At 60.1% G+C, this 19678-nt stretch carries 17 protein-coding genes; 10 read left to right on the top strand and 7 right to left on the bottom strand.

From position 1 onward, the window contains the following. Nucleotides 1–43 precede the first annotated feature (43 nt). Together FBY04_RS13405 and FBY04_RS13400 are read left to right on the top strand one after the other, a co-directional pair. A complete protein-coding gene (locus FBY04_RS13405; protein ID WP_084320910.1) occupies nt 44–601 on the top strand; it encodes a PQQ-dependent catabolism-associated CXXCW motif protein in 558 nt (185 codons plus the stop codon). A gap of 56 nt (nt 602–657) precedes the next feature. Beyond that, the gene (locus tag FBY04_RS13400) at nt 658–1323 is read left to right on the top strand and encodes a response regulator transcription factor (RefSeq protein WP_084320911.1); all 666 of its coding nucleotides are present in this window, start codon (nt 658–660) and stop codon (nt 1321–1323) included. Between the two features lie 151 nt (nt 1324–1474). Here FBY04_RS13400 and nahK read toward each other — a convergent pair whose 3' ends face one another. From nahK to FBY04_RS13380, 4 genes are all read right to left on the bottom strand, one after another. Then, the gene (gene nahK, locus FBY04_RS13395) at nt 1475–4069 is read right to left on the bottom strand and encodes a hybrid sensor histidine kinase/response regulator NahK/ErcS' (protein WP_084320912.1); all 2595 of its coding nucleotides are present in this window, start codon (nt 4067–4069) and stop codon (nt 1475–1477) included. Next, nucleotides 4038–5201, bottom strand: a complete 1164-nt coding sequence (gene nosP, locus FBY04_RS13390; RefSeq protein WP_084320913.1) for a nitric oxide-sensing protein NosP — start codon at nt 5199–5201, stop codon at nt 4038–4040. The genes nahK and nosP overlap by 32 nt, the downstream gene beginning before the upstream one ends. A 491-nt stretch (nt 5202–5692) precedes the next feature. Further along, nucleotides 5693–6877 carry a porin gene (locus tag FBY04_RS13385; RefSeq protein ID WP_145315500.1) on the bottom strand — a complete coding sequence of 395 codons (1185 nt, stop codon included), beginning with the start codon at nt 6875–6877 and terminating at the stop codon, nt 5693–5695. Nucleotides 6878–7052: 175 nt separating this feature from the next. Continuing rightward, nucleotides 7053–7859, bottom strand: a complete 807-nt coding sequence (locus FBY04_RS13380) for a sulfite exporter TauE/SafE family protein (RefSeq protein ID WP_084321719.1) — start codon at nt 7857–7859, stop codon at nt 7053–7055. A gap of 160 nt (nt 7860–8019) precedes the next feature. Here FBY04_RS13380 and FBY04_RS13375 point away from each other — a divergent pair, with 160 nt between their 5' ends. Then, nucleotides 8020–8883 carry an MBL fold metallo-hydrolase gene (locus FBY04_RS13375; protein ID WP_084321718.1) on the top strand — a complete coding sequence of 288 codons (864 nt, stop codon included), beginning with the start codon at nt 8020–8022 and terminating at the stop codon, nt 8881–8883. 99 nt (nt 8884–8982) lie between these two features. Here FBY04_RS13375 and bkdR read toward each other — a convergent pair whose 3' ends face one another. Beyond that, on the bottom strand, nt 8983–9471 hold the full coding sequence (bkdR, locus tag FBY04_RS13370; protein WP_084321717.1) for a Bkd operon transcriptional regulator BkdR: 489 nt from the start codon (nt 9469–9471) through the stop codon (nt 8983–8985). Nucleotides 9472–9656: 185 nt separating this feature from the next. Between bkdR and FBY04_RS13365 the strand changes: the two genes are divergently transcribed. The 5 genes from FBY04_RS13365 to FBY04_RS13345 all read left to right on the top strand — a co-directional run bounded on the left by FBY04_RS13365 (nt 9657) and on the right by FBY04_RS13345 (nt 15901). Then, the gene (locus FBY04_RS13365) at nt 9657–10892 is read left to right on the top strand and encodes a 3-methyl-2-oxobutanoate dehydrogenase (2-methylpropanoyl-transferring) subunit alpha (protein ID WP_084321716.1); all 1236 of its coding nucleotides are present in this window, start codon (nt 9657–9659) and stop codon (nt 10890–10892) included. Nucleotide 10893: 1 nt separating this feature from the next. Further along, complete coding sequence (locus FBY04_RS13360; protein ID WP_084321715.1) at nt 10894–11952, top strand: alpha-ketoacid dehydrogenase subunit beta; 1059 nt, start codon at nt 10894–10896, stop codon at nt 11950–11952. Further along, nucleotides 11953–13224: a dihydrolipoamide acetyltransferase family protein gene (locus FBY04_RS13355; protein WP_145315499.1), complete on the top strand. Its 1272-nt coding sequence runs from the start codon at nt 11953–11955 to the stop codon at nt 13222–13224. It begins immediately after the preceding gene. 3 nt (nt 13225–13227) lie between these two features. Continuing rightward, a complete protein-coding gene (gene lpdA / locus FBY04_RS13350) occupies nt 13228–14610 on the top strand; it encodes a dihydrolipoyl dehydrogenase (protein WP_145315498.1) in 1383 nt (460 codons plus the stop codon). Between the two features lie 271 nt (nt 14611–14881). Continuing rightward, entirely contained in the window at nt 14882–15901 is a 1020-nt protein-coding gene (locus FBY04_RS13345; RefSeq protein ID WP_017339477.1) for a branched-chain amino acid aminotransferase, read from the top strand. Nucleotides 15902–15975: 74 nt separating this feature from the next. Here the strand turns inward: FBY04_RS13345 and FBY04_RS13340 are convergent, their stop codons facing one another. Beyond that, the gene (locus FBY04_RS13340) at nt 15976–16914 is read right to left on the bottom strand and encodes a LysR substrate-binding domain-containing protein (RefSeq protein WP_145315497.1); all 939 of its coding nucleotides are present in this window, start codon (nt 16912–16914) and stop codon (nt 15976–15978) included. Nucleotides 16915–17008: 94 nt separating this feature from the next. Between FBY04_RS13340 and FBY04_RS13335 the strand changes: the two genes are divergently transcribed. Further along, nucleotides 17009–17617 carry a LysE family translocator gene (locus FBY04_RS13335; RefSeq protein WP_145315496.1) on the top strand — a complete coding sequence of 203 codons (609 nt, stop codon included), beginning with the start codon at nt 17009–17011 and terminating at the stop codon, nt 17615–17617. Here the strand turns inward: FBY04_RS13335 and FBY04_RS13330 are convergent. Then, complete coding sequence (locus FBY04_RS13330; RefSeq protein ID WP_145315495.1) at nt 17614–18378, bottom strand: helix-turn-helix transcriptional regulator; 765 nt, start codon at nt 18376–18378, stop codon at nt 17614–17616. The two genes, FBY04_RS13335 and FBY04_RS13330, sit on opposite strands and share 4 nt — an antisense overlap. An 82-nt stretch (nt 18379–18460) precedes the next feature. On the opposite strand from FBY04_RS13330, the gene FBY04_RS13325 reads away from it, so the two are divergent. Next, on the top strand, nt 18461–19573 hold the full coding sequence (locus FBY04_RS13325) for a cytochrome P450 (RefSeq protein ID WP_145315494.1): 1113 nt from the start codon (nt 18461–18463) through the stop codon (nt 19571–19573). Nucleotides 19574–19678 lie beyond the last annotated feature (105 nt).

Here is a 19678-nt window from a genome sequence, read left to right as displayed (position 1 = left end):
GAGACTGGCATGTAATGGGTTCATAACGATAAGGATCGAACCCATGCCGCGTGCCCGACGTCGTCTGCTACGCCCTTCTCTCGCCGCGCTGTCGCTGAGCCTGCTGCTGGGCGTCGCACACGCTGACACACCGCTGTTCTCCGCCGAAGGCTATCGCATCGGCCTCTACCGCAGCCCTACCCCGAATCAAGTGCAAGGCGCGTCCATCATCGATACGCCTGCCTTGCAAACCCTGCTCACCCAGACACCCCGTCCGGTGCTGATCGACGTCTATCGCCGTCAATGGCTGCAAGGTCGCTTCATCGAAGACCAGCCCCATGAGAACCTGCCCGGCAGCCATTGGCTGGCCAATACCGGCGATGGCGACCTGACGCCCGACTGGCAGGACTATTTTGCGCGGAACCTGAACACATTGACCGCGGGCGATCTGACGCAACCGCTGGTCTTCTACTGCCGCTCCGATTGCTGGTTGAGCTGGAACGCGGTCAAACGCGCCGCCGCCATGGGCTATAAGACTCTGTATTGGTATCGCGACGGCCTGGATGCCTGGCAAGCGGCGAACCTGCCCGTGACGCCCGCCCGGCCCGAGCCCTTCCCCTGACCTTTACGCGTGCGTGTTGTTGCCACACCATAATCAAAATAATGAGGTGAAAGGCTATGTACAAAATTCTGATTGCCGACGATCACCCGCTGTTCCGCGAAGCTATTCATAACGTCATCAGCGACGGTTTCCCGGGCAGCGAGGTCATGGAAACCGCCGACCTCGACAGTGCCCTGGCGCTGACTCAGGACCATGACGACCTGGACCTGATCCTGCTCGACCTGAACATGCCGGGAATGCACGGCCTCAATGGCTTGATCAACCTGCGCAACGAGGCACCGACCATTCCGGTGGTGATCGTCTCCGCCGAACAGGACAAGCAGATCGTGCTGCAAGCCATCACCTATGGCGCGGTGGGTTTCATCACCAAGTCCTCGCCACGGGTGCAGATGACCGAGGCGATCCAGCAGATTCTCAATGGCAACGTCTACCTGCCGCCGGACATCATCCGCACACAGAAAAGCGGCACCCACCGCCGGATGAACGACACCCCGAGCTTCCCGCCGGAACTGCTCCAGGCCCTGACCCGCAAGCAGTTGCTGGTGCTGGAGCGCATGACCAAAGGCGAGTCGAACAAACAGATCGCCTACACCCTGGAAATCGCTGAAACCACGGTCAAGGCCCACGTTTCGGCGATTTTGCGCAAACTCAATGTGCACAATCGGGTGCAGGCGATCCTGAGTGCCGGGGATATTGATTTCGGGTCTTATCTGCGGCGTTGAGTTCACAGGCAACCGGAAGGCCGAGTTGGCCCATTCGCGAGCAAGCCCGCTCCCACATTTAATCTCGGATGCTCACAGAATGTGTGTTCACTGGAGATCCAATGTGGGAGCGGGCTTGCTCGCGAAGAGGCCAGCACAAACACCAAAAGCCTCAAGGCCTGCCGAGCAGGTGACTCATCGCCGTCTTCAGCTTCATCGGCCGCACCGGTTTGTGCATCAACGTATGCCCCAACTCTCGAATCTGCAGTTTGAGCTCATTGCTGTAGTTGGCGGTGATCATCATCGCCGGAATGGCTGAGCCGCGCCGGGCGTTGATCCGGGCCACCGCATCCACACCATTCTGCTCGTCATCCAGGTGATAGTCGGCGATCAGCAAGTCCGCTTCTTCATGGTAATTGTCCACCTGCCGCGCCAGGTCCTGCTCCGACAGCGCCGTCACCACCAGACAACCCCACCCTTCGAGCAATGTACGCATGCCGGCACAAATCGCCGCGTCGTTGTCCAGCACCCACACCCGCGCGCCGCGCAGACGCTCGAGCATCGGCTCACTCATCAGCAGGCTCGGCAGTGCCTTGGGGGCCGTAGCGCTCAGCGGTACTTCGACGGAAAACATCGAGCCCTTGCCCGGCCACGAACGCACGTGAATGCGGTGCCCGAGAATCCCGGCTATTTTCTCGACAATCGCCAACCCGAGGCCCAAGCCGCGGTCCTGGTCCGGACGCTGCACATCGCCGCGCTTGAACTCCTGGAAAATCTCTTCCAGACGGTTGTCCGCGATGCCCATGCCGCTGTCCCAGACCTCGATCGACAGGCGTTGATGATGACGCCGGCAACCGAGCACCACCCGGCCGCTGTAGGTGTAGCGAATCGCGTTGCTCAACAGGTTCCGCAGGATCCGCGCGAGCAATTGAATGTCGCTGCGCACCAGCGCCGAACACGGGATGAAATGCAGCTCAAGCCCTTCACTGCGGGCCACTTGGGTGTATTCGGCCGCGAGGTTCTCCAGCAATTCGCTCAAGGCGAACGGCGCAATGTCGGCCTTGATTACCCCGGCATCGAGTTTGGAAATATCCACCAGGGTGCCCAGCAGATTCTCCACGTCTTCCAGGGAATTACTGACGTTACGCACCAGAATCTCGTTGGCCATCGGTTCCCGGCGCTCGAGCAAGGCACTGGTAAACAGTCGCGCGGCATTCAGTGGCTGCAACAAGTCATGGCTGACGGCGGCGAGAAATTTGGTTTTCGACAGGTTGGCCTGTTCGGCTTCGAGCTTGGCTTCGCGCAGGCGTGATTCCACGCGCCGGCGTTCGTCGATCTCGCGCAGCAGCTGCTCATTGAGAGTGGTCAGCTCCGCCGTACGTTCACGCACCCGCAGTTCAAGGTTTTGATACGCCTGGTGCAGCGCCTCGGCGGTGCGACGGCGCTCGGTGATGTCGCGGATCAATACGAAAATCCCCACCACCTCCCCGGTCACCAGCCGATTCGGCACATAGGAACGCAGCATGTAGCGTTCCTGATTATTGATGTTGGTTTCGGCAAATTCGAACGTCACGCTTTCACCGGCCAATGCCCGGGCCACGTAGGCTTCCAGCCGCTGATAATGTTGCTCGCTGTGCACCTCGCGCAGGCTCTGCCCGAGCATGACGCCGCGCGGCCAGCAGTACCATTCTTCATAAACCTTGTTGGTGAACTCGTAGACCAGATCGGCATTGAGGTAGGCGATCAGCGCCGGTACGTGGTCGGTGATCAGGCGAATCCAGCGCTCGCTTTCGCTCAGCGCTTCGGCGTGCTGGTAGCGTTCGGTGATGTCGGTGAAGGTGTTGACGAAGCCGCCGGTGGGCAACGGATGCGTACGGATTTCCAGGACCCGGCCATCGTAAAGACGCTGCTCGCATTCCTGGACGGTGCGTCCATTGCTGTCGCGGCTGGCGGGGGTCAGCAGGTTCAACTCGCTGTCGGCGATCACTTCAGCGAACGGCCGGTGCGCCGCCACGGGCGCGAGGCCGCTGAGCTCGAGAAAACGCCGATTCCACAATTCCAGAATGCCTTCGGCGTTGACCATCGCCACGCCCTGGGACAGGTTGTCGACCGCCCGTTGCAGCAAATGGGATTTCTGCGCCACCGCTTGCTCGCGGCGCACGGTTTCACTGAGTTTGACGTCGGTAATGTCGGTGAACAGGATCACCCGCCCACCCTCTTGCGTCGGCCGTTCACTGACTTGCAGCCAGCGACCGTTCTGCAGGCGAAACAACAGGTTTTCGTCGGCCTGACCGCGCGGTTCCTCGGTAAACAGTCCGGTGGCGATCATCAGTCGCTTGACTTCCCCCAGGCGCATGCCGGCGTTGATCCGCACCCGACTGTTGCCCCAGAACGCCTTGAAGCGGCTGTTGAACAACACGATTCGCTGGTCGGCATCGAACAGTACAAACGCGTCGGAAATACTCTCGATGGCGTCGATCAAGTGTTGATGCGCGGTTTCTGCACGCAAGCGCGCTTCGCTGAGCAAATGATTGCCCGACTTGAGTTCGGCCATGGCCTGGTTCAGGGCGTCGGTGCGCTCACGCACCTGCTCGGCCAGTACCACCGAATGCTGGAACGCCGCGTACGGGTCGTTGCCGCGGGTGATACCGGATTCGATCCGTTCGATCAGCGCGCCATTGATGCGCTGCAGTTTCTGGTTTTCGTGCCGCAGGCTGGCGACTTGCGCCTGAAGCTCAACGATGTCCAGGGGACCGGCCTCGGGCAATGGCAACCCCGGTGAAGGTCTGGTTGATGTGCATGCCATTGAACTGTTCTCCGTAGGTGTTGAAACCCGTCACCCGCTGGTCACGCAAAAACGTACCGATCTGCTCCAGGCTGCCGCCGTCTTCCAGTTCCAGACGCCGGAGAAAACAATCGCAGCCGATGGTCAGCAACAGCTCTCCGAGGCGTTCCTGCAAACCCTCGAACAGGTTCTGCAGGTTGGGCAGCATCGGGCCGGGCGTCATGACCGTGAGGACGATGCCGTTTTCCACCGCGCAATAGAAACTCAGGCTCAGGTCCGGATGAACCTGCTGGATCGCCCGTACGTAGTACTGATCGTTGATCCGCACCGCCAGCGGGTGTGCGGCGAAGACCCGGTGATCGAGCTCGGCCACGGGCACGCCAATGTGCCGGGCGTACTCCTCGGCGGCGGGTTCGGCATTCAGCTCGAAAACCCGGCGCGAAGCGCTGTCGGCCCCGGTAACCACCAGTTTTTCCGCCCGCGGCAGGATGTGGTGGGTCGTGAAGACTTCGAAATCCAGCCAGGTGTTGACCAGCACCACCACCGCCGCGCCACTGTGGAACTCGCCATTGAAATAGACGTGGGTATGGGTCAGGTAATTGTCGTCGCCGGCCGAACCGCCGAAATGCGGGATGTCGCCCAACGCCGCGCTCAGCGCCGCGAGGACCATTTCTTCACGGCTGGACAAACCATCCAGCAGGGTCAGGGCAAAGCTGTTGCCCTTGATCGGCGCCAGGGTGTTGCTGCGACAGCCACTGACCAGCCGCTCGACCATTTGCTGGGCGTCGATCAGGCTGAAATGCTCCATCTCATCGATCAGTTCGGCGTCGATGGAAAAATGTCGATGGTCGAACCCCACTGCCGTCACGCAGTTGCGACCGTAGCCCAACGGGGTGATTTCACCGGCGCTGGTGCAGCCGACCAGGCGAATACCGCCAAAGCTTTGTTGCAAGGCCTGCCCCAGCGCCTGCAAGTCGTACTCGGCAGAACAGAAAAACAACACGAACCCCAAATGTGGATGCAATAGCTGCCGCGCCAGTTCCTGAGCCACCTGTTCGGCATCGGTCGACTGGGACATTGCAGTGACGACACCTTCGCTCTGAACCTGCTGCATCGTCGCCTCCCGCAGGTGCGCATGTATGAGGTTGGAGTGTACGAAGGCTATGGGCGGCTACGTATGCTACTTGGGTAGCGATCAGGCGGTCCGATGGGATGAGATCTGGCAGACACCGCATTCTGTGTAGGAGCCGGCTTGCTGGCGATGACGATTTGTCAGCCACCCTCATTGTTGCCTGACCCACCGCTATCGCCAGCAAGCCGGCTCCTACAGGGGAAGCCGGTGTGGCTGTGCGGGGTTACCAGGTCAGCACCGCCCCCACTGCAAAGGTGTCGGTGTCTTCATTCTGCGCGCTGGTGTCGTGGCCCACCATGCTACTGGGTAGCGATCAGGCGGTTCGATGGGATGAGATCTGGCAGACACCGCATTCTGTGTAGGAGCCGGCTTGCTGGCGATGACGATTGTCAGCCACCCTCATCGTTGCCTGACCCACCGCTATCGCCAGCAAGCCGGCTCCTACAGGGGAAGCCGGTGTGGCTGTTACGGGGTTACCAGGTCAGCACCGCCCCCACTGCAAAGGTGTCGGTGTCTTCATTCTGCGCGCTGGTGTCGTGGCCATTGATTTCGAACTGGTTGTACTCGGCCACCAGCTTCAGGTTGTCGTTGACGTCATGAAACAGCGCAATGCCGCGAGTCTCGTAGTCCGCGCCGCTGCCGACCACGCCGTTGCCGTCGTCCTTGGTCTTGCCGTAGGACAAGGCCAGGCGGTTTTTCCCCAGTTTGTAGGAGCCCTGCAACAGGTAACCGTCACTGTCGACGTTGCGCAACGTCGGTTCGCCGGCGTTGTTGGTGAAGAACGGGTTGATGCCCTTGGCCTGGAAGCCGGAACCCGTCAGTGACAACCCGCCCATTTTCGCTTGAACGCCGTACCCGACACCTTTGGACGTGACGGATTGAACCGTAGCGTCGGTATTGTCCGAAGTCTGGTAGCTGCCGTTGACCCAGCTGTAAATCTTCGCTCCGGCGACGTCGAACTGATAGGTGATCTCGCTCTCGGTCCGCGGGTTCTCCTGATACGCCTTGCCCGTGGGGCTGCTGTCGTTGGTGTCCACCGGGTCCATGATCCCCACCGCCACCCGCAAGCCGTCCATCACCGGGGTACGGTAGGTGATCTGCGAGGTCGGAAACGGATACGGATAACCGCTGCCAATGTTGCCGAACGACACCCCGCCACCATCCACCAGCCCCAGGGTATCGCTGACCTGACCGTTACCGGCGAGTAATTCATCCAGCAGGATGTTGGAACGGGCAAACAGGCCGAAGTCCTTGCCGATCAGTACTTCGCCCCATTCCGGGTTGGCCACCGTGCCATAGAACTGCCGCACATCAATGGCCGTGTCGGTGCCGTTGGTTTCGCTGTCGTTGATGGTCACCCAGAACGAGGACCGGGCGCCGAGCTTGAGGTCATCGACCTGTTTACTCATGTTGAAGCCGAGGTAGTTGGGCAGAAAACCCATTTTGACCCGTGCCTGGCGACGATCGTATTGCTCACCGGCACGGTCCACATCGCTGTTCACATAAAACGCGTTGATGTAGCCGTCGGTGGAAAATGTGGTCTGGTCCTTGTCGTACAGCATGATCTCGGCTTCGGCAATCGAGCTCACACCGAGGGTCGACAGACTGGCGATCAAAGCTGGCAAGTAACGATGCTTGAAATTCTTATTGTTGTGCATGACGCGCTCCGCAGCGGGGGACTGGATGTCGGAGGCGATTATCGAAAGCTGACCGGCGGCGTCATACGCTGCCTTGGAGGTGGTTTTGAAGTGCTTTGGCGTGGCCGGTGGAGTGCAGCAAGTTCGACGTAAGACCGGGCCGCGACGAGGGCCCGGAACTTAAGGTGTAAGACGGTTAGACGCCGGCTCTGAACAGCATGTAGGCAGCGACCACGACGCAGACGCTGGCGAAGCCGATCTGCAGGGCCCTGGCCGGGACCCGGGCACAAAGCTGTCGGCCAATGATCATGCCGACCACGCTTGCGATGATGAACGACACGCCCAGGCCATCGATCCGCACCCCGGCATGAAACGCACCGATCACGCCGATGGCGGAAATCAGACTGATCACCATCAGGGACGTCGCCACAATCCCGCGCATCTGCACATCGGTCAGTTGCTTGAACGCCGGGACGATCAGAAACCCGCCGCCGACCCCGAGCAACCCGGAAACAACGCCGGTCACCGCGCCGAGCGCCGCCAGGGTTGCGGTGCATTTGGCGGTCCAGGAAAAGCGTCCGGTCTGTTGATCGAGCATGCAGTTTTTCTGGCCCCAGCTGGCGTGCCCGTGATCGCTCGGGCCTTCATCCTGGCGCTCGCGGCGCAGCATCCGCCAGGCCACCATGACCATCAGCAGGCTGAACAGAATCATCAGGATCTTTTCCGGTAACTGGTGGGCGAAGTAGATGCCGACCGGGGTAAAAATCGCCCCCAGCAATGCAATCAACAGCGCTGCGCGGTAACGCACCAGACCATGGCGCAACCCGTCAATCGCCCCGACCGCCGCCGCGCTTCCCACCGCAAACAAGGCGACGGGTGCCGCCTGAGTCATGGTCAGACCCAACCCCAGCACCAGGGCCGGGACAGCGAGAATGCCACCACCGGCACCGGTCAATCCGAGGACCAGGCCCATGGCCAAACCAAAAAAACTTGCCAGTAACATAGAACGCTCGTAATCCATGAAAAAAGCCGGGAACGCCCGGTATCGATGACTGACAGGATAGATCCCGCGCAACTTTTTACATCAATTGAATGATCGCAGGGCTGGTCAGCACAGGGAAAATGACACTACCCTCAAGGCCTGTCCCAAAAGAATCGCCACCATGCCAGCCTTGATTGAAGCCTTCCTCGACCCTGCCTCGTCGACCTACAGTTACGTGATCTACGAAGCCGACGGCGCCCAGTGTGCGATCGTCGACCCGGTACTTGATTACGACCCGGCTGCCGGGCGCACCGCCACCACCCAGGCGGATAAAATCATCGCCTTCGTCCGCGAACACCGCCTGCGCGTGCAATGGCTGCTGGAAACCCACGCCCATGCCGATCACCTGTCCGCCGCGCCTTATTTGCGCCGGGAACTGGGCGGCAGGATTGCGATTGGCCAGTCGATCAACAAGGTTCAACGGGTATTCAAAAGCCTGTTCAACCTTGAACCGGAATTTGCGGTGGACGGCTCGCAGTTCGATCACCTGTTTGCCCCGGACGAATCGTTCATGATCGGTAACCTCAAGGCCACGGCCCTGCATGTACCCGGTCATACGCCGGCGGACATGGCTTACCTGATCGGCAGTCATGTGATTCTGGTGGGCGACACGCTGTTCATGCCTGACGTCGGCACCGCGCGCTGCGACTTTCCCGGCGGCAATGCCAATCAGCTGTTTGCCTCGATCCAGAAGTTGCTGGCCTTTCCGGCCAGCGTGAGTCTCTACGTCTGCCACGATTACCCGCCCGAAGGCCGCGAATCCCGGTGTATGGCAACGGTTGGCGAGCAGCGCAAAAGCAATATTCACGTCCATGACGGTATCGATGAAGCAGCGTTCGTTGCGATGCGCACTCAGCGTGATGCGGGGTTGGGCATGCCGACGCTCCTGCTGCCGGCGATCCAGGTGAACGTGCGGGCGGGAAATTTTCCACCGGCCGAGGAGAACGGCGTCACGTACCTGAAGATCCCTCTGAACAAACTCTGACTCCTGTAGGAGCCGGCTTGCTGGCGATAGCGATCTCACAAACGCCATCGCCAGCAAGCCGGCTCCTACAGGTTTTGTGGTGTTGAAGGGGTTGGCAGGTCAATTCGACAGAGTCAATCCATTCGCCGGCAACGGCAACGCCGTTTTGTAACGCACCTGTTTGAGCGCAAAGCTTGAGCGGATGTTGGCCACGCCGGGGACTTTGGTCAGGAAGTCCATCATGAAACGCTCCAGCGACTGAATGGTCGGCACCAGCACCCGGATCAGATAATCCGGATCCCCCGCCATCAAGTAGCACTCCATCACTTCAGGGCGATCCGAGATCGCTTCCTCGAAATGGTGCAACGCCTCCTCCACCTGTTTTTCCAGGCTGACGTGAATGAACACGTTCACATGCAGCCCCAGCAGATCGGCATCCAGCAGCGTCACTTGCTCGCGAATCAGGCCCAATTCTTCCATCGCCTTGACCCGGTTGAAGCACGGTGTCGGCGACAGGTTCACCGAGCGCGCGAGGTCGGCATTGGTGATGCGAGCGTTCTCCTGAAGGCTGTTCAAAATGCCGATATCGGTACGGTCCAGTTTGCGCATGAGACAAAACCACCTGTTTTTTATGTTTATGAAGATTTTTTATCCTCAAATGATCTCAAGCGCAACGAAACAGAGAGAAATATTCTTCTTGGCCGGGCCTATGATTGTTGTAGGACAAGATTTTCTCCACAGAGAAATGACAGTCAGCTCACTACAAGAAATTCACAAGATCGAGCGTAGAAGCCATGAACCAAGCGTACGAACCGCTGCGTCTGCACGTCCCTGAACCCTCGGGCCGTCCAGGCTGTAAAACCGACTTCTCCTACCTGCATCTGACCGATGCCGGCACGGTGCGCAAACCCCCAATCGACGTTGAACCCGCCGACACGGCCGATCTGGCCAGCGGCTTGATTCGTGTGCTCGACGATCAGGGCAATGCCCTGGGTCCTTGGGCCGAAGGCGTACCGGTAGAAATCCTGCGTAAGGGCATGCGCGCCATGCTCAAGACGCGGATCTACGACAACCGCATGGTGGTCGCCCAGCGTCAGAAAAAAATGTCGTTCTACATGCAAAGCCTTGGCGAAGAAGCCATCGGCAGCGCCCAGGCCTTGGCGTTGAACATCGACGACATGTGCTTTCCGACCTACCGCCAGCAAAGCATCCTGATGGCGCGTGAAGTGCCGCTGGTGGACCTGATCTGCCAGTTGCTGTCCAACGAGCGCGATCCGCTCAAGGGCCGTCAGTTGCCCATCATGTACTCGGTCAAGGAAGCCGGTTTCTTCACCATTTCCGGTAACCTCGCCACCCAATTCGTCCAGGCTGTCGGCTGGGGCATGGCCTCGGCGATCAAGGGCGACACCAAAATCGCCTCGGCCTGGATCGGCGACGGCGCCACTGCCGAGTCGGACTTCCACACCGCCCTGACCTTCGCCCACGTGTACCGCGCTCCGGTAATCCTCAACGTGGTCAACAACCAATGGGCCATCTCTACCTTCCAGGCGATTGCCGGTGGTGAAGCCACTACGTTCGCCGGTCGTGGCGTCGGTTGCGGCATCGCCTCCCTGCGCGTCGACGGTAACGATTTCTATGCGGTCTACGCCGCTTCCGCCTGGGCCGCCGAGCGCGCCCGCCGCAACCTTGGCCCGACCATGATCGAATGGGTCACCTACCGCGCCGGCCCGCACTCGACATCCGATGATCCGTCCAAATACCGTCCTGCCGACGACTGGAGCCACTTCCCGTTGGGCGATCCGATTGCGCGCCTGAAGCAGCACCTGGTGAAAATCGGCCACTGGTCCGAAGAGGAACACGTCGCCGTCAGCGCCGAACTGGAAGCTGAAGTCATCGCCGCGCAAAAAGAAGCCGAGCAGTACGGCACCCTCGCCGGCGGCCAGATTCCGAGCGCCGCGACCATGTTCGAAGACGTTTATAAAGAGATGCCGGAGCACTTGAAGCGCCAGCGTCAAGAGTTGGGGATCTGACATGAACGATCACAACAACAATATTCAACCGGAAACCGCCATGACCACGACCACCATGACCATGATCCAGGCCCTGCGCTCGGCCATGGATGTGATGCTTGAGCGTGACGACAACGTCGTGGTGTTCGGCCAGGACGTGGGCTATTTCGGTGGTGTGTTCCGCTGCACCGAAGGCCTGCAGAACAAGTACGGCACGTCCCGCGTGTTCGATGCGCCGATCTCCGAAAGCGGCATCGTTGGTGTTGCCGTGGGCATGGGCGCTTACGGTTTGCGCCCGGTGGCCGAGATCCAGTTCGCCGATTACGTCTACCCGGCGTCGGACCAGATCATTTCCGAAGCCGCCCGCCTGCGTTATCGCTCGGCCGGCGAGTTCACCGCACCGATGACCCTGCGCATGCCTTGCGGCGGCGGCATCTACGGTGGCCAGACTCACAGCCAGAGCATCGAGGCGATGTTCACCCAGGTCTGCGGCTTGCGCACGGTCATGCCGTCCAACCCGTATGACGCCAAAGGCTTGCTGATCGCCTCCATCGAAAACGATGACCCGGTGATCTTCCTCGAGCCGAAACGCCTGTACAACGGTCCGTTCGATGGTCACCACGAACGCCCGGTCACCCCATGGTCGAAACACCCGGCTGCGCAAGTGCCGGACGGTTACTACACCGTGCCGCTGGACGTCGCCGCCATCACCCGTCCCGGCAAGGACGTGACCATCCTGACCTATGGCACCACCGTTTATGTGTCGCAAGTCGCGGCGGAAGAAACCGGAATCGACGCTGAAGTCATCGACCTGCGCAGCCTGTGGCCACTGGACCTGGACACCATCGTCAAGTCGGTGAAGAAAACCGGCCGTTGCGTGGTCGTTCACGAAGCGACTCGCACTTGCGGTTTTGGCGCCGAACTGGTCGCCCTGGTGCAAGAGCACTGCTTCCACCACCTGGAAGCGCCGATCGAACGCGTCACCGGTTGGGACACCCCCTACCCGCACGCGCAAGAGTGGGCGTATTTCCCTGGTCCGACCCGTGTGGGCGCGGCTTTGAAGCGGGTTATGGAGGTCTGAATGGGCACGCACGTTATTAAAATGCCGGACATCGGTGAAGGCATTGCAGAAGTTGAACTGTCGGCGTGGCACGTCAAGGTCGGCGACATGGTCGTCGAGGATCAGGTGCTGGCCGATGTGATGACCGACAAGGCGATGGTCGACATCCCTTCGCCAGTGCATGGCAAGGTCATTGCGCTGGGCGGCGTGCCCGGCGAAGTCATGGCGGTCGGCAGCATCCTGATCAGCATAGAAGTCGAAGGCGCGGGCAACGTTAAAGAGTCGGCTCAGCCTGCGGTTGCCGCTGTGAAAGACTCACCGCTGCCGAAAGTCGAAGCCATTGTGGAAAGCAAACCAGCCCCTGCTGCGGCGCCACGAGCAGCCGTATGCCAAGGTCCGATGGTGGCTCGCGAAGCCGATGAACGCCCGTTGGCGTCCCCGGCCGTGCGCAAACATGCACTTGATCTCGGCATCCAGTTGCGTCTGGTGCGTGGCACCGGCCCTGCCGGTCGCGTGCTGCACGAAGACCTCGACGCCTATCTGGCGCAAGGTCAGTCGAATGCATCGACCGCCACCGCCGCATACGCTCAGCGTCATGATGAAGAGCAAATCCCGGTCATCGGCATGCGTCGCAAGATAGCCCAGCGTATGCAAGACGCCACTCAGCGTGCCGCCCACTTCAGTTATGTCGAGGAAATCGACGTCACGGCCGTGGAAGAACTGCGTGCGCACCTGAACGAAAAACACGGCGCGACCCGCGGCAAGCTGACCCTGTTGCCATTTTTGGTCCGTGCCCTGGTCGTCGCCCTGCGTGACTTCCCGCAGATCAACGCCCGTTACGACGACGAAGCCCAGGTCATCACCCGCCTTGGCGCGGTGCATGTGGGCATCGCCACTCAAGCCGACATCGGTTTGATGGTGCCGGTAGTGCGCCACGCCGAAGCCCGCAGTCTGTGGGACAACGCCGCCGAAATCTCCCGTTTGGCCAACGCCGCGCGTAACGGCAAGGCCAGCCGCGATGAGTTGTCCGGCTCGAGCATCACCCTGACCAGCCTCGGCGCATTGGGCGGAATCGTCAGCACCCCGGTGCTGAACCTGCCGGAAGTGGCGATCGTCGGCGTCAACAAAATCGTCGAACGCCCGATGGTGGTCAAAGGCCAGATCGTGATTCGCAAGATGATGAACCTCTCCAGCTCCTTCGATCACCGTGTGGTCGATGGCATGGACGCGGCGCAATTCATCCAGGCCGTTCGTGGCTTGCTCGAACAACCCGCTACCTTGTTTGTGGAGTAAGGCATGCAGATTTTGAACACCACGCTGCTGATCATCGGCGGCGGTCCTGGCGGTTATGTGACGGCGATTCGTGCCGGTCAGTTGGGCATCTCGACCATTCTGGTGGAAGGCGAATCGCTGGGCGGAACGTGCCTGAACATCGGCTGCATTCCGTCGAAAGCGTTGATCCACGTTGCCGAGCAGTTCCACCAGACGCAACACCACAGCAAACATTCTGCGTTGGGCATCAGCGTCTCGGCGCCGACCCTCGATATCAGCAAAAGCGTCGAGTGGAAGGACGGCATCGTCGATCGCCTGACCACGGGTGTTGCGGCGCTGCTGAAGAAAAACAAAGTTCAGGTTATTCAAGGATTTGCGACAGTCATTGACGGTAAAACCGTAGAAGTTGGCGACACGCGCATTCAATGCGAACACCTGGTGCTGGCCACCGGTTCGAAAAGCGTGAACCTGCCGATGCTGCCGATTGGCGGGCCGATCATCTCCTCTACCGAAGCCCTGGCGCCGACGTCGGTGCCGAAACGGCTGGTCGTGGTCGGTGGCGGCTACATCGGTCTGGAGCTGGGGATTGCCTATCGCAAGCTCGGTGCCGACGTCAGCGTGGTCGAGGCGCAGGATCGAATCCTGCCAGCCTACGACGCCGAACTGACCCAGCCTGTTCACGATGAACTGAAAAGACTCGGTGTGAAGCTTTACTTGAAGCATAGCGTCCAAGGCTTTGATTCTAATAGCAATACATTGCAGGTTATCGACCCGAACGGCGACTCCCTTAACCTGGAAACCGATCAGGTTCTGGTGGCTGTGGGCCGTAAACCGAACACTCAGGGCTGGAATCTCGAAGCACTGAATCTGGACATGAACGGCTCGGCGATCAAGATCGACAACCGTTGCCAGACCAGCATGCGCCACGTCTACGCCATCGGCGACCTGAGCGGCGAACCGATGCTTGCGCACCGGGCCATGGCTCAGGGCGAGATGGTCGCCGAGTTGATCAGCGGTAAAACCCGCGAATTCAACCCTACCGCTATCGCGGCCGTGTGCTTCACCGACCCGGAACTGGTAGTGGTCGGCAAGACCCCGGACGACGTCAAGGCGGCGGGTCTGGACTGCATCGTTTCGAGCTTCCCGTTCGCCGCCAATGGCCGGGCGATGACGCTGGAATCGAAAAGCGGCTTCGTGCGGGTCGTCGCTCGCCGGGACAATCATGTGATTGTCGGTTGGCAGGCGGTCGGTGTAGGTGTTTCGGAGTTGTCGACCGCGTTTGGCCAGAGCCTGGAAATGGGTGCGCGGCTGGAAGACATTGCCGGCACCATCCATGCCCATCCGACGCTTGGTGAAGCGGTTCAGGAAGCGGCTTTGCGTGCTTTGGGGCATGCACTGCATATGTGATTCCGGGAGATTGATGGCGATAGTGGCGGCCCCCTTCGCGAGCAAGCCCGCTCCCACACTGGATCTGCGGTGTTTACAGGCTCCAGGGCAAACAGAGATCGAATGTGGGAGCGGGCTTGCTCGCGAATTCTCAAGGGCGACAGCATTTATATGCCAATCACCCGATAGTCCGGGCTGCGAAATGGGCCCGGAATGAAGTATTGTTGTCCCCATCCAAAAAACGTCAGAAGCCTTGAACCGTTTCGGCGGTTGTTAAGTGATAGAGGGTGTCATGGGTAACGAAAGCATCAATTGGGACAAGCTGGGTTTTGATTACATCAAGACAGACAAGCGCTATCTGTCGCACTGGCGTAATGGCGAGTGGGACAAAGGCACCCTGACCGAAGACAATGTGCTGCACATCAGCGAAGGCTCCACTGCCCTTCACTATGGCCAGCAGTGCTTCGAAGGCCTGAAGGCCTATCGTTGCAAGGACGGCTCGATCAACCTGTTCCGCCCGGACCAGAACGCTGCACGCATGCAACGCAGCTGCGCACGCCTGCTGATGCCACAGGTGTCCACCGAGCAGTTCATCGAAGCCTGCAAGGACGTGGTCCGTGCCAACGAGCGTTTCATCCCGCCTTACGGCACCGGCGGCGCGCTGTACCTGCGCCCGTTCGTGATCGGCGTGGGTGACAACATCGGCGTGCGTACCGCACCGGAATTCATCTTCTCGATCTTCTGCATCCCGGTCGGCGCTTACTTCAAGGGTGGCCTGACCCCGCACAACTTCCTGATCTCCAGCTACGACCGTGCCGCCCCACAAGGCACCGGGGCGGCCAAGGTCGGTGGCAACTACGCCGCCAGCCTGATGCCCGGCTCCCAAGCCAAGAAAGCGCATTTCGCCGACTGCATCTACCTGGACCCGATGACCCACACCAAAATCGAGGAAGTCGGCTCGGCCAACTTCTTCGGGATCACCCACGACAACAAGTTCGTGACCCCGAACTCGCCGTCGGTACTGCCGGGCATCACCCGTCTGTCGTTGATCGAACTGGCCAAGACGCGTCTGGGCCTGGAAGTGGTTGAAGGTGACGTGTTCATCGACAAGCTGTCCGATTTCAAGGAAGCCGGCGCTTGCGGCACGGCTGCCGTGATCACCCCGATCGGCGGCATCAGCTACAACGACCACCTGCATGTGTTCCACAGCGAAACCGAAGTCGGCCCGGTTACCCAGAAGCTCTACAAAGAGCTGACGGGCGTACAGACTGGCGAGATCGAAGCGCCAGCAGGCTGGATCGTCAAGGTTTGATCCAGCGCTTCAGGCACTAAAAAAGCCCACCCCTCGCGAATGCGTCGGGTGGGCTTTTTTTGGCCGGTCGTTTTTCAGCACCGGACATTTGCAGGCGAATCACCTTGCGATCCACCCCCTACCTGACCGGCATCCTTTTCAAGCCGGGCAAACAACCATTCAACAAATACCCGTGTCTGCGCCGTCACATCCGGCACAACACCGTAGAAATAACGCGGCAATGGCATTCGCAACTCGGGCAACGGGCAAATCAGGCGACCGCTCGAAAGGTGGGTGCCCAGCAAAGAGGTCGGGCACAAGGCAATGCCCTGTCCATCCACGGCGGCCTCAAGCACCAGGTGCATGTGATCAAACTGCCGGGTGACCTGAGTGGCTGACTGGTTTTGACCAAAGTGCAGGGCCCAATTGTGCCAGTCTTCGCGACGCGCCTTAGCGGTCAGTAACGTGTGCCGGCCCAGGGACGTGAGGTCTTCAAGGGCCAGGCGCTGGATTAGCGACGGTGCCGCGACCAGCATCAGTTCGTCTTCGAAGAGGGCTCGCGCCTCAATCGCCGGAGCCCAATCGTCACGACCACGGCGTATGACAATGTCAAACCCGTCGCGTGCATGATCCGGGGCCTGGGTCTGGGTAATCACCTGCGGCTTGATGTCCGGGTGCTGCGCAATGAAATCCTCCAGCCTGGGCATCAGCCAGAGCATGGCAAAGGAGGGACGGACATTGATCTTTACGGTCGGCAGTGAGGCATGTTGCTTGAGCGCAGCGGCGGCGTTGGCGATCTGCGCCAGCCCGGCACGGACTTGCTCATAAAAGCGCTGACCGGCCGGTGTCAGCGCCGATTGACGGACACGCCGTTCGAACAGCAGCACCCCCAAGTGTTCCTCAAGCAATTTGACATGTCGGCTGACGGCACTGTGACTGACATGCAGCTCCTCGGCCGCCAGGCTGAAACTCTGATGACGAGCCGCAACGGCGAAGGCGCGAACAGCATTAAGCGGCGGTAGTTGATTAGTCATGCGTCTAATTTAGTCACCTATGCGCTGCATTTAAAGTGTTTGTCACGCCCACGTCGTCGCGCCAATCTGCCAGCACCACCTGACGGAGCAAGACATGAACAGCTACGGACTCTTTCTACTGTTTGCTGCCCTGGCCATTTTGAGCCCGGGGCCTGGCGTGGTGCTGACCCTTTCCAACGCGGTGCGCCACGGATGGACAGGGGCGGTGCCGGGCATTCTGGGGATCGCGTCGGGGGCGTTTGTCGTCGCCACCATCAGCGCCACCAGTGTCGGCCTGATCCTCAGCACCTCCGCCAACGCCTTTACCGCATTGAAATACGCAGGGGCCGCCTATTTGTTGTACCTGGGTTACAAAAACTGGCGCTCGGATCGTTTCAGCACGCTGCTTGAAACGCGCCCCTCAAGTCCGGGCTATCGCTTCCTTGAAGCGGCTTCCATCCAGTTCTTGAACCCCAAAGCTGTGTTTTTCTTTCTGGCGGTGTTCCCGCAATTCATCGACACCTCGGCGCAATTCTCCACCCAGTTCTTCAAGCTCGTTGCCTCCTATGCCGTACTGGTTGTCCTGGTGCATGGCAGCTATGCCTTGCTCGCCAATGCCGCCAAAGGCTGGTTATCGAGCCCGAAAGGTTCCTGGCTGGCGGCGAAAGTCTCGGGCGTGACCTTCGCCGGTTTCGGTGTGCTGATGGCCTCGACCAGTCGCTAAGGCGCAGAACTGGCGATCGCGCGGCGCTTGCTCTCGGTGGACGCGGGCTGTGCTGTCGTGACCTGCACCGGCAGTTCAACGGCAAACCGGCTGCTGAGTTCCTTTCGCCCCGTTGCCGTTAACGCCAGCGCGCGGCTGTCCAGGTCTTGAGTCACCCATTGGCGCTTGATCGCCGTTTGCAGCAACGCCGCCCCCAACGAACCGCCCAGATGCGGCCGGCGCATGCTCCAGTCCAGGCAGGGGCAGGCGAAGCGGCGGCGCAACGTGTACAGGTCCTTGACCTCGATCCCCAATCCTTCGAATAACTGCTCGCCACTGTCGCTCAGCCGATAGGTCTGCTCGTCGGTTTCCAGCAACCAGCCTTTTTCCAGCAGCCGGTCATGCAGTAACACGGCCAGTGTGCCGGCCATATGGTCATAGCACGTACGGGCAAATTGCAGACGGTCTGGCGTGCGCGAGTTGAAGGTCGGCGCCGTGTTCTGGCCGATCACCATCAATGCTTCCAGTGCCTGGGCTACGCGCTTGTCCGCCAGGCTGTAATAGCGATGGCGGCCCTGGACATGCAGGCGCAACAGCGCCAGTTCCTTGAGTTTGGCCAGGTGCGCGCTGGCGGTGGAAGCGCTGACCTCGGCAATCGCCGCCAGCTCGGTACTGGTGCGAGCGTGGCCGTCCATCAATGAGCAGAGGATTCTGGTCCGGGCCGGTTCCGCAATCGCTGCGGCCACTTGAGAAACGCCGATGTCGTGTTGTTCTACGTTCATATTTCGTTCCCGGACGAATCAAGGGCCTTTCGGACTGGAGATAGTAGCAACACTTTTTCAATCACGATCAAGGCTGCAACCCATGGACCCGATCATCGCTGCGACTCATGACGACCCTTATCCTTATTACGCGCAATTGCGCGCTCAAGGCGGGCTGGTTTTCCACGAAGGATTGAAACTTTGGGTAGCCTGCAGCGCCGAGGTTGTCGCTGCAGTGCTCGCGCATGCCGACTGCCATGTGCGGCCGGCTCATGAGCCCGTGCCCAAGGTGATTGCCCGCGGTGTGGCCGGTAAAGTCTTCAGTCAGTTGATGCGGATGAATGAAGGCGAACGCCAGCGTTGCCCGAGGTCGGCCATTGAGCCAGGGCTGGCGATGATCGACAGGGATGAGATCACTGCGCTGGTCAGCGCGCGATTGATCAGCCCGCACATTGATGGACTGCACAAGGCGATGTTCCGTGGCCCGACTTGCGTGGTGGCGGCGCTGCTGGGGTTCACGCCTGCACAGGGCCGGGTCGTCAGTGAGCTGACCGCGGATTTTGTCGCATGCCTGTCGCCCCTCAGCGATCAGACGCAACTGGACGCAGCCCATCTGGCGGCGGAACAGTTGAGCGGCTATTTCATTGAGTTACTGGATGATCCGGACAATCAAAGCACCCTGCTCGCCGGTATTCGCCAGCGGTTTGGGGGGACATCCTCCGACAGCGATGCAATGATCGCCAATCTCATCGGCCTGCTCTCCCAGACCTATGAAGCCACCGCCGGCCTGATCGGTAACGCGTTGTCGGCGTTGATTCGAAACCCGCAGTGGCTGAACGATTCGATCAACATTGACGACTTGGTGGCCGAAGCCCAGCGTTTCGATCCATCGGTGCAAAACACCCGCCGGTTCGTCGCCGCACCCTGTGAAATCGATGGTGTGAGCCTGCAGCCCGGCGATGTGATTCTGGTGCTGCTGGCCTCGGCCAATCGTGACCCGCAACTCAATGACCAGCCTGACACGTTCCTGTTCGAACGTGCGCAGCGGCGCAGTTTCACCTTTGGTGCAGGGCGTCATCAATGCCCGGGCCAGACGCTCGCCATGAACATCGCCAGCGCCACGTTGACGCAGATTCTGGCGTTGAGACCCGCACTGGACCGATTGACCTGGCACTACCGCCCTTCCCTCAACGGCCGGATTCCGCAGTTCTCATAAAGGGCACGCTATTAGTTACATGGCGTTAAAGGTGAAATGACTGGCCATGCGTTTATCACGGAGGACTTTCTCCATAGAGTCAGGGTGATATCAGTCAGCGAGGCG

The organism is Pseudomonas sp. SJZ080, assembly GCF_007828295.1.
GTDB classification, from domain to species: domain Bacteria; phylum Pseudomonadota; class Gammaproteobacteria; order Pseudomonadales; family Pseudomonadaceae; genus Aquipseudomonas; species Aquipseudomonas migulae_A.
This window is presented reverse-complemented; position numbering and strand designations above follow the sequence as displayed.

Coding starts and splice junctions, on each gene's coding strand:
- FBY04_RS13375 (WP_084321718.1), top strand. CDS start 8,020: ATGCCAGCCTTGATTGAAGCCTTCCTCGACCCTGCCTCGTCGACCTAC.
- nosP (WP_084320913.1), bottom strand. CDS start 5,201: ATGCAGCAGGTTCAGAGCGAAGGTGTCGTCACTGCAATGTCCCAGTCG.
- FBY04_RS13385 (WP_145315500.1), bottom strand. CDS start 6,877: ATGCACAACAATAAGAATTTCAAGCATCGTTACTTGCCAGCTTTGATC.
- FBY04_RS13400 (WP_084320911.1), top strand. CDS start 658: ATGTACAAAATTCTGATTGCCGACGATCACCCGCTGTTCCGCGAAGCT.
- FBY04_RS13325 (WP_145315494.1), top strand. CDS start 18,461: ATGGACCCGATCATCGCTGCGACTCATGACGACCCTTATCCTTATTAC.
- FBY04_RS13330 (WP_145315495.1), bottom strand. CDS start 18,378: ATGAACGTAGAACAACACGACATCGGCGTTTCTCAAGTGGCCGCAGCG.
- FBY04_RS13355 (WP_145315499.1), top strand. CDS start 11,953: ATGGGCACGCACGTTATTAAAATGCCGGACATCGGTGAAGGCATTGCA.
- FBY04_RS13335 (WP_145315496.1), top strand. CDS start 17,009: ATGAACAGCTACGGACTCTTTCTACTGTTTGCTGCCCTGGCCATTTTG.
- FBY04_RS13345 (WP_017339477.1), top strand. CDS start 14,882: ATGGGTAACGAAAGCATCAATTGGGACAAGCTGGGTTTTGATTACATC.
- lpdA (WP_145315498.1), top strand. CDS start 13,228: ATGCAGATTTTGAACACCACGCTGCTGATCATCGGCGGCGGTCCTGGC.
- FBY04_RS13380 (WP_084321719.1), bottom strand. CDS start 7,859: ATGTTACTGGCAAGTTTTTTTGGTTTGGCCATGGGCCTGGTCCTCGGA.
- FBY04_RS13365 (WP_084321716.1), top strand. CDS start 9,657: ATGAACCAAGCGTACGAACCGCTGCGTCTGCACGTCCCTGAACCCTCG.
- bkdR (WP_084321717.1), bottom strand. CDS start 9,471: ATGCGCAAACTGGACCGTACCGATATCGGCATTTTGAACAGCCTTCAG.
- FBY04_RS13360 (WP_084321715.1), top strand. CDS start 10,894: ATGAACGATCACAACAACAATATTCAACCGGAAACCGCCATGACCACG.
- FBY04_RS13405 (WP_084320910.1), top strand. CDS start 44: ATGCCGCGTGCCCGACGTCGTCTGCTACGCCCTTCTCTCGCCGCGCTG.
- FBY04_RS13340 (WP_145315497.1), bottom strand. CDS start 16,914: ATGACTAATCAACTACCGCCGCTTAATGCTGTTCGCGCCTTCGCCGTT.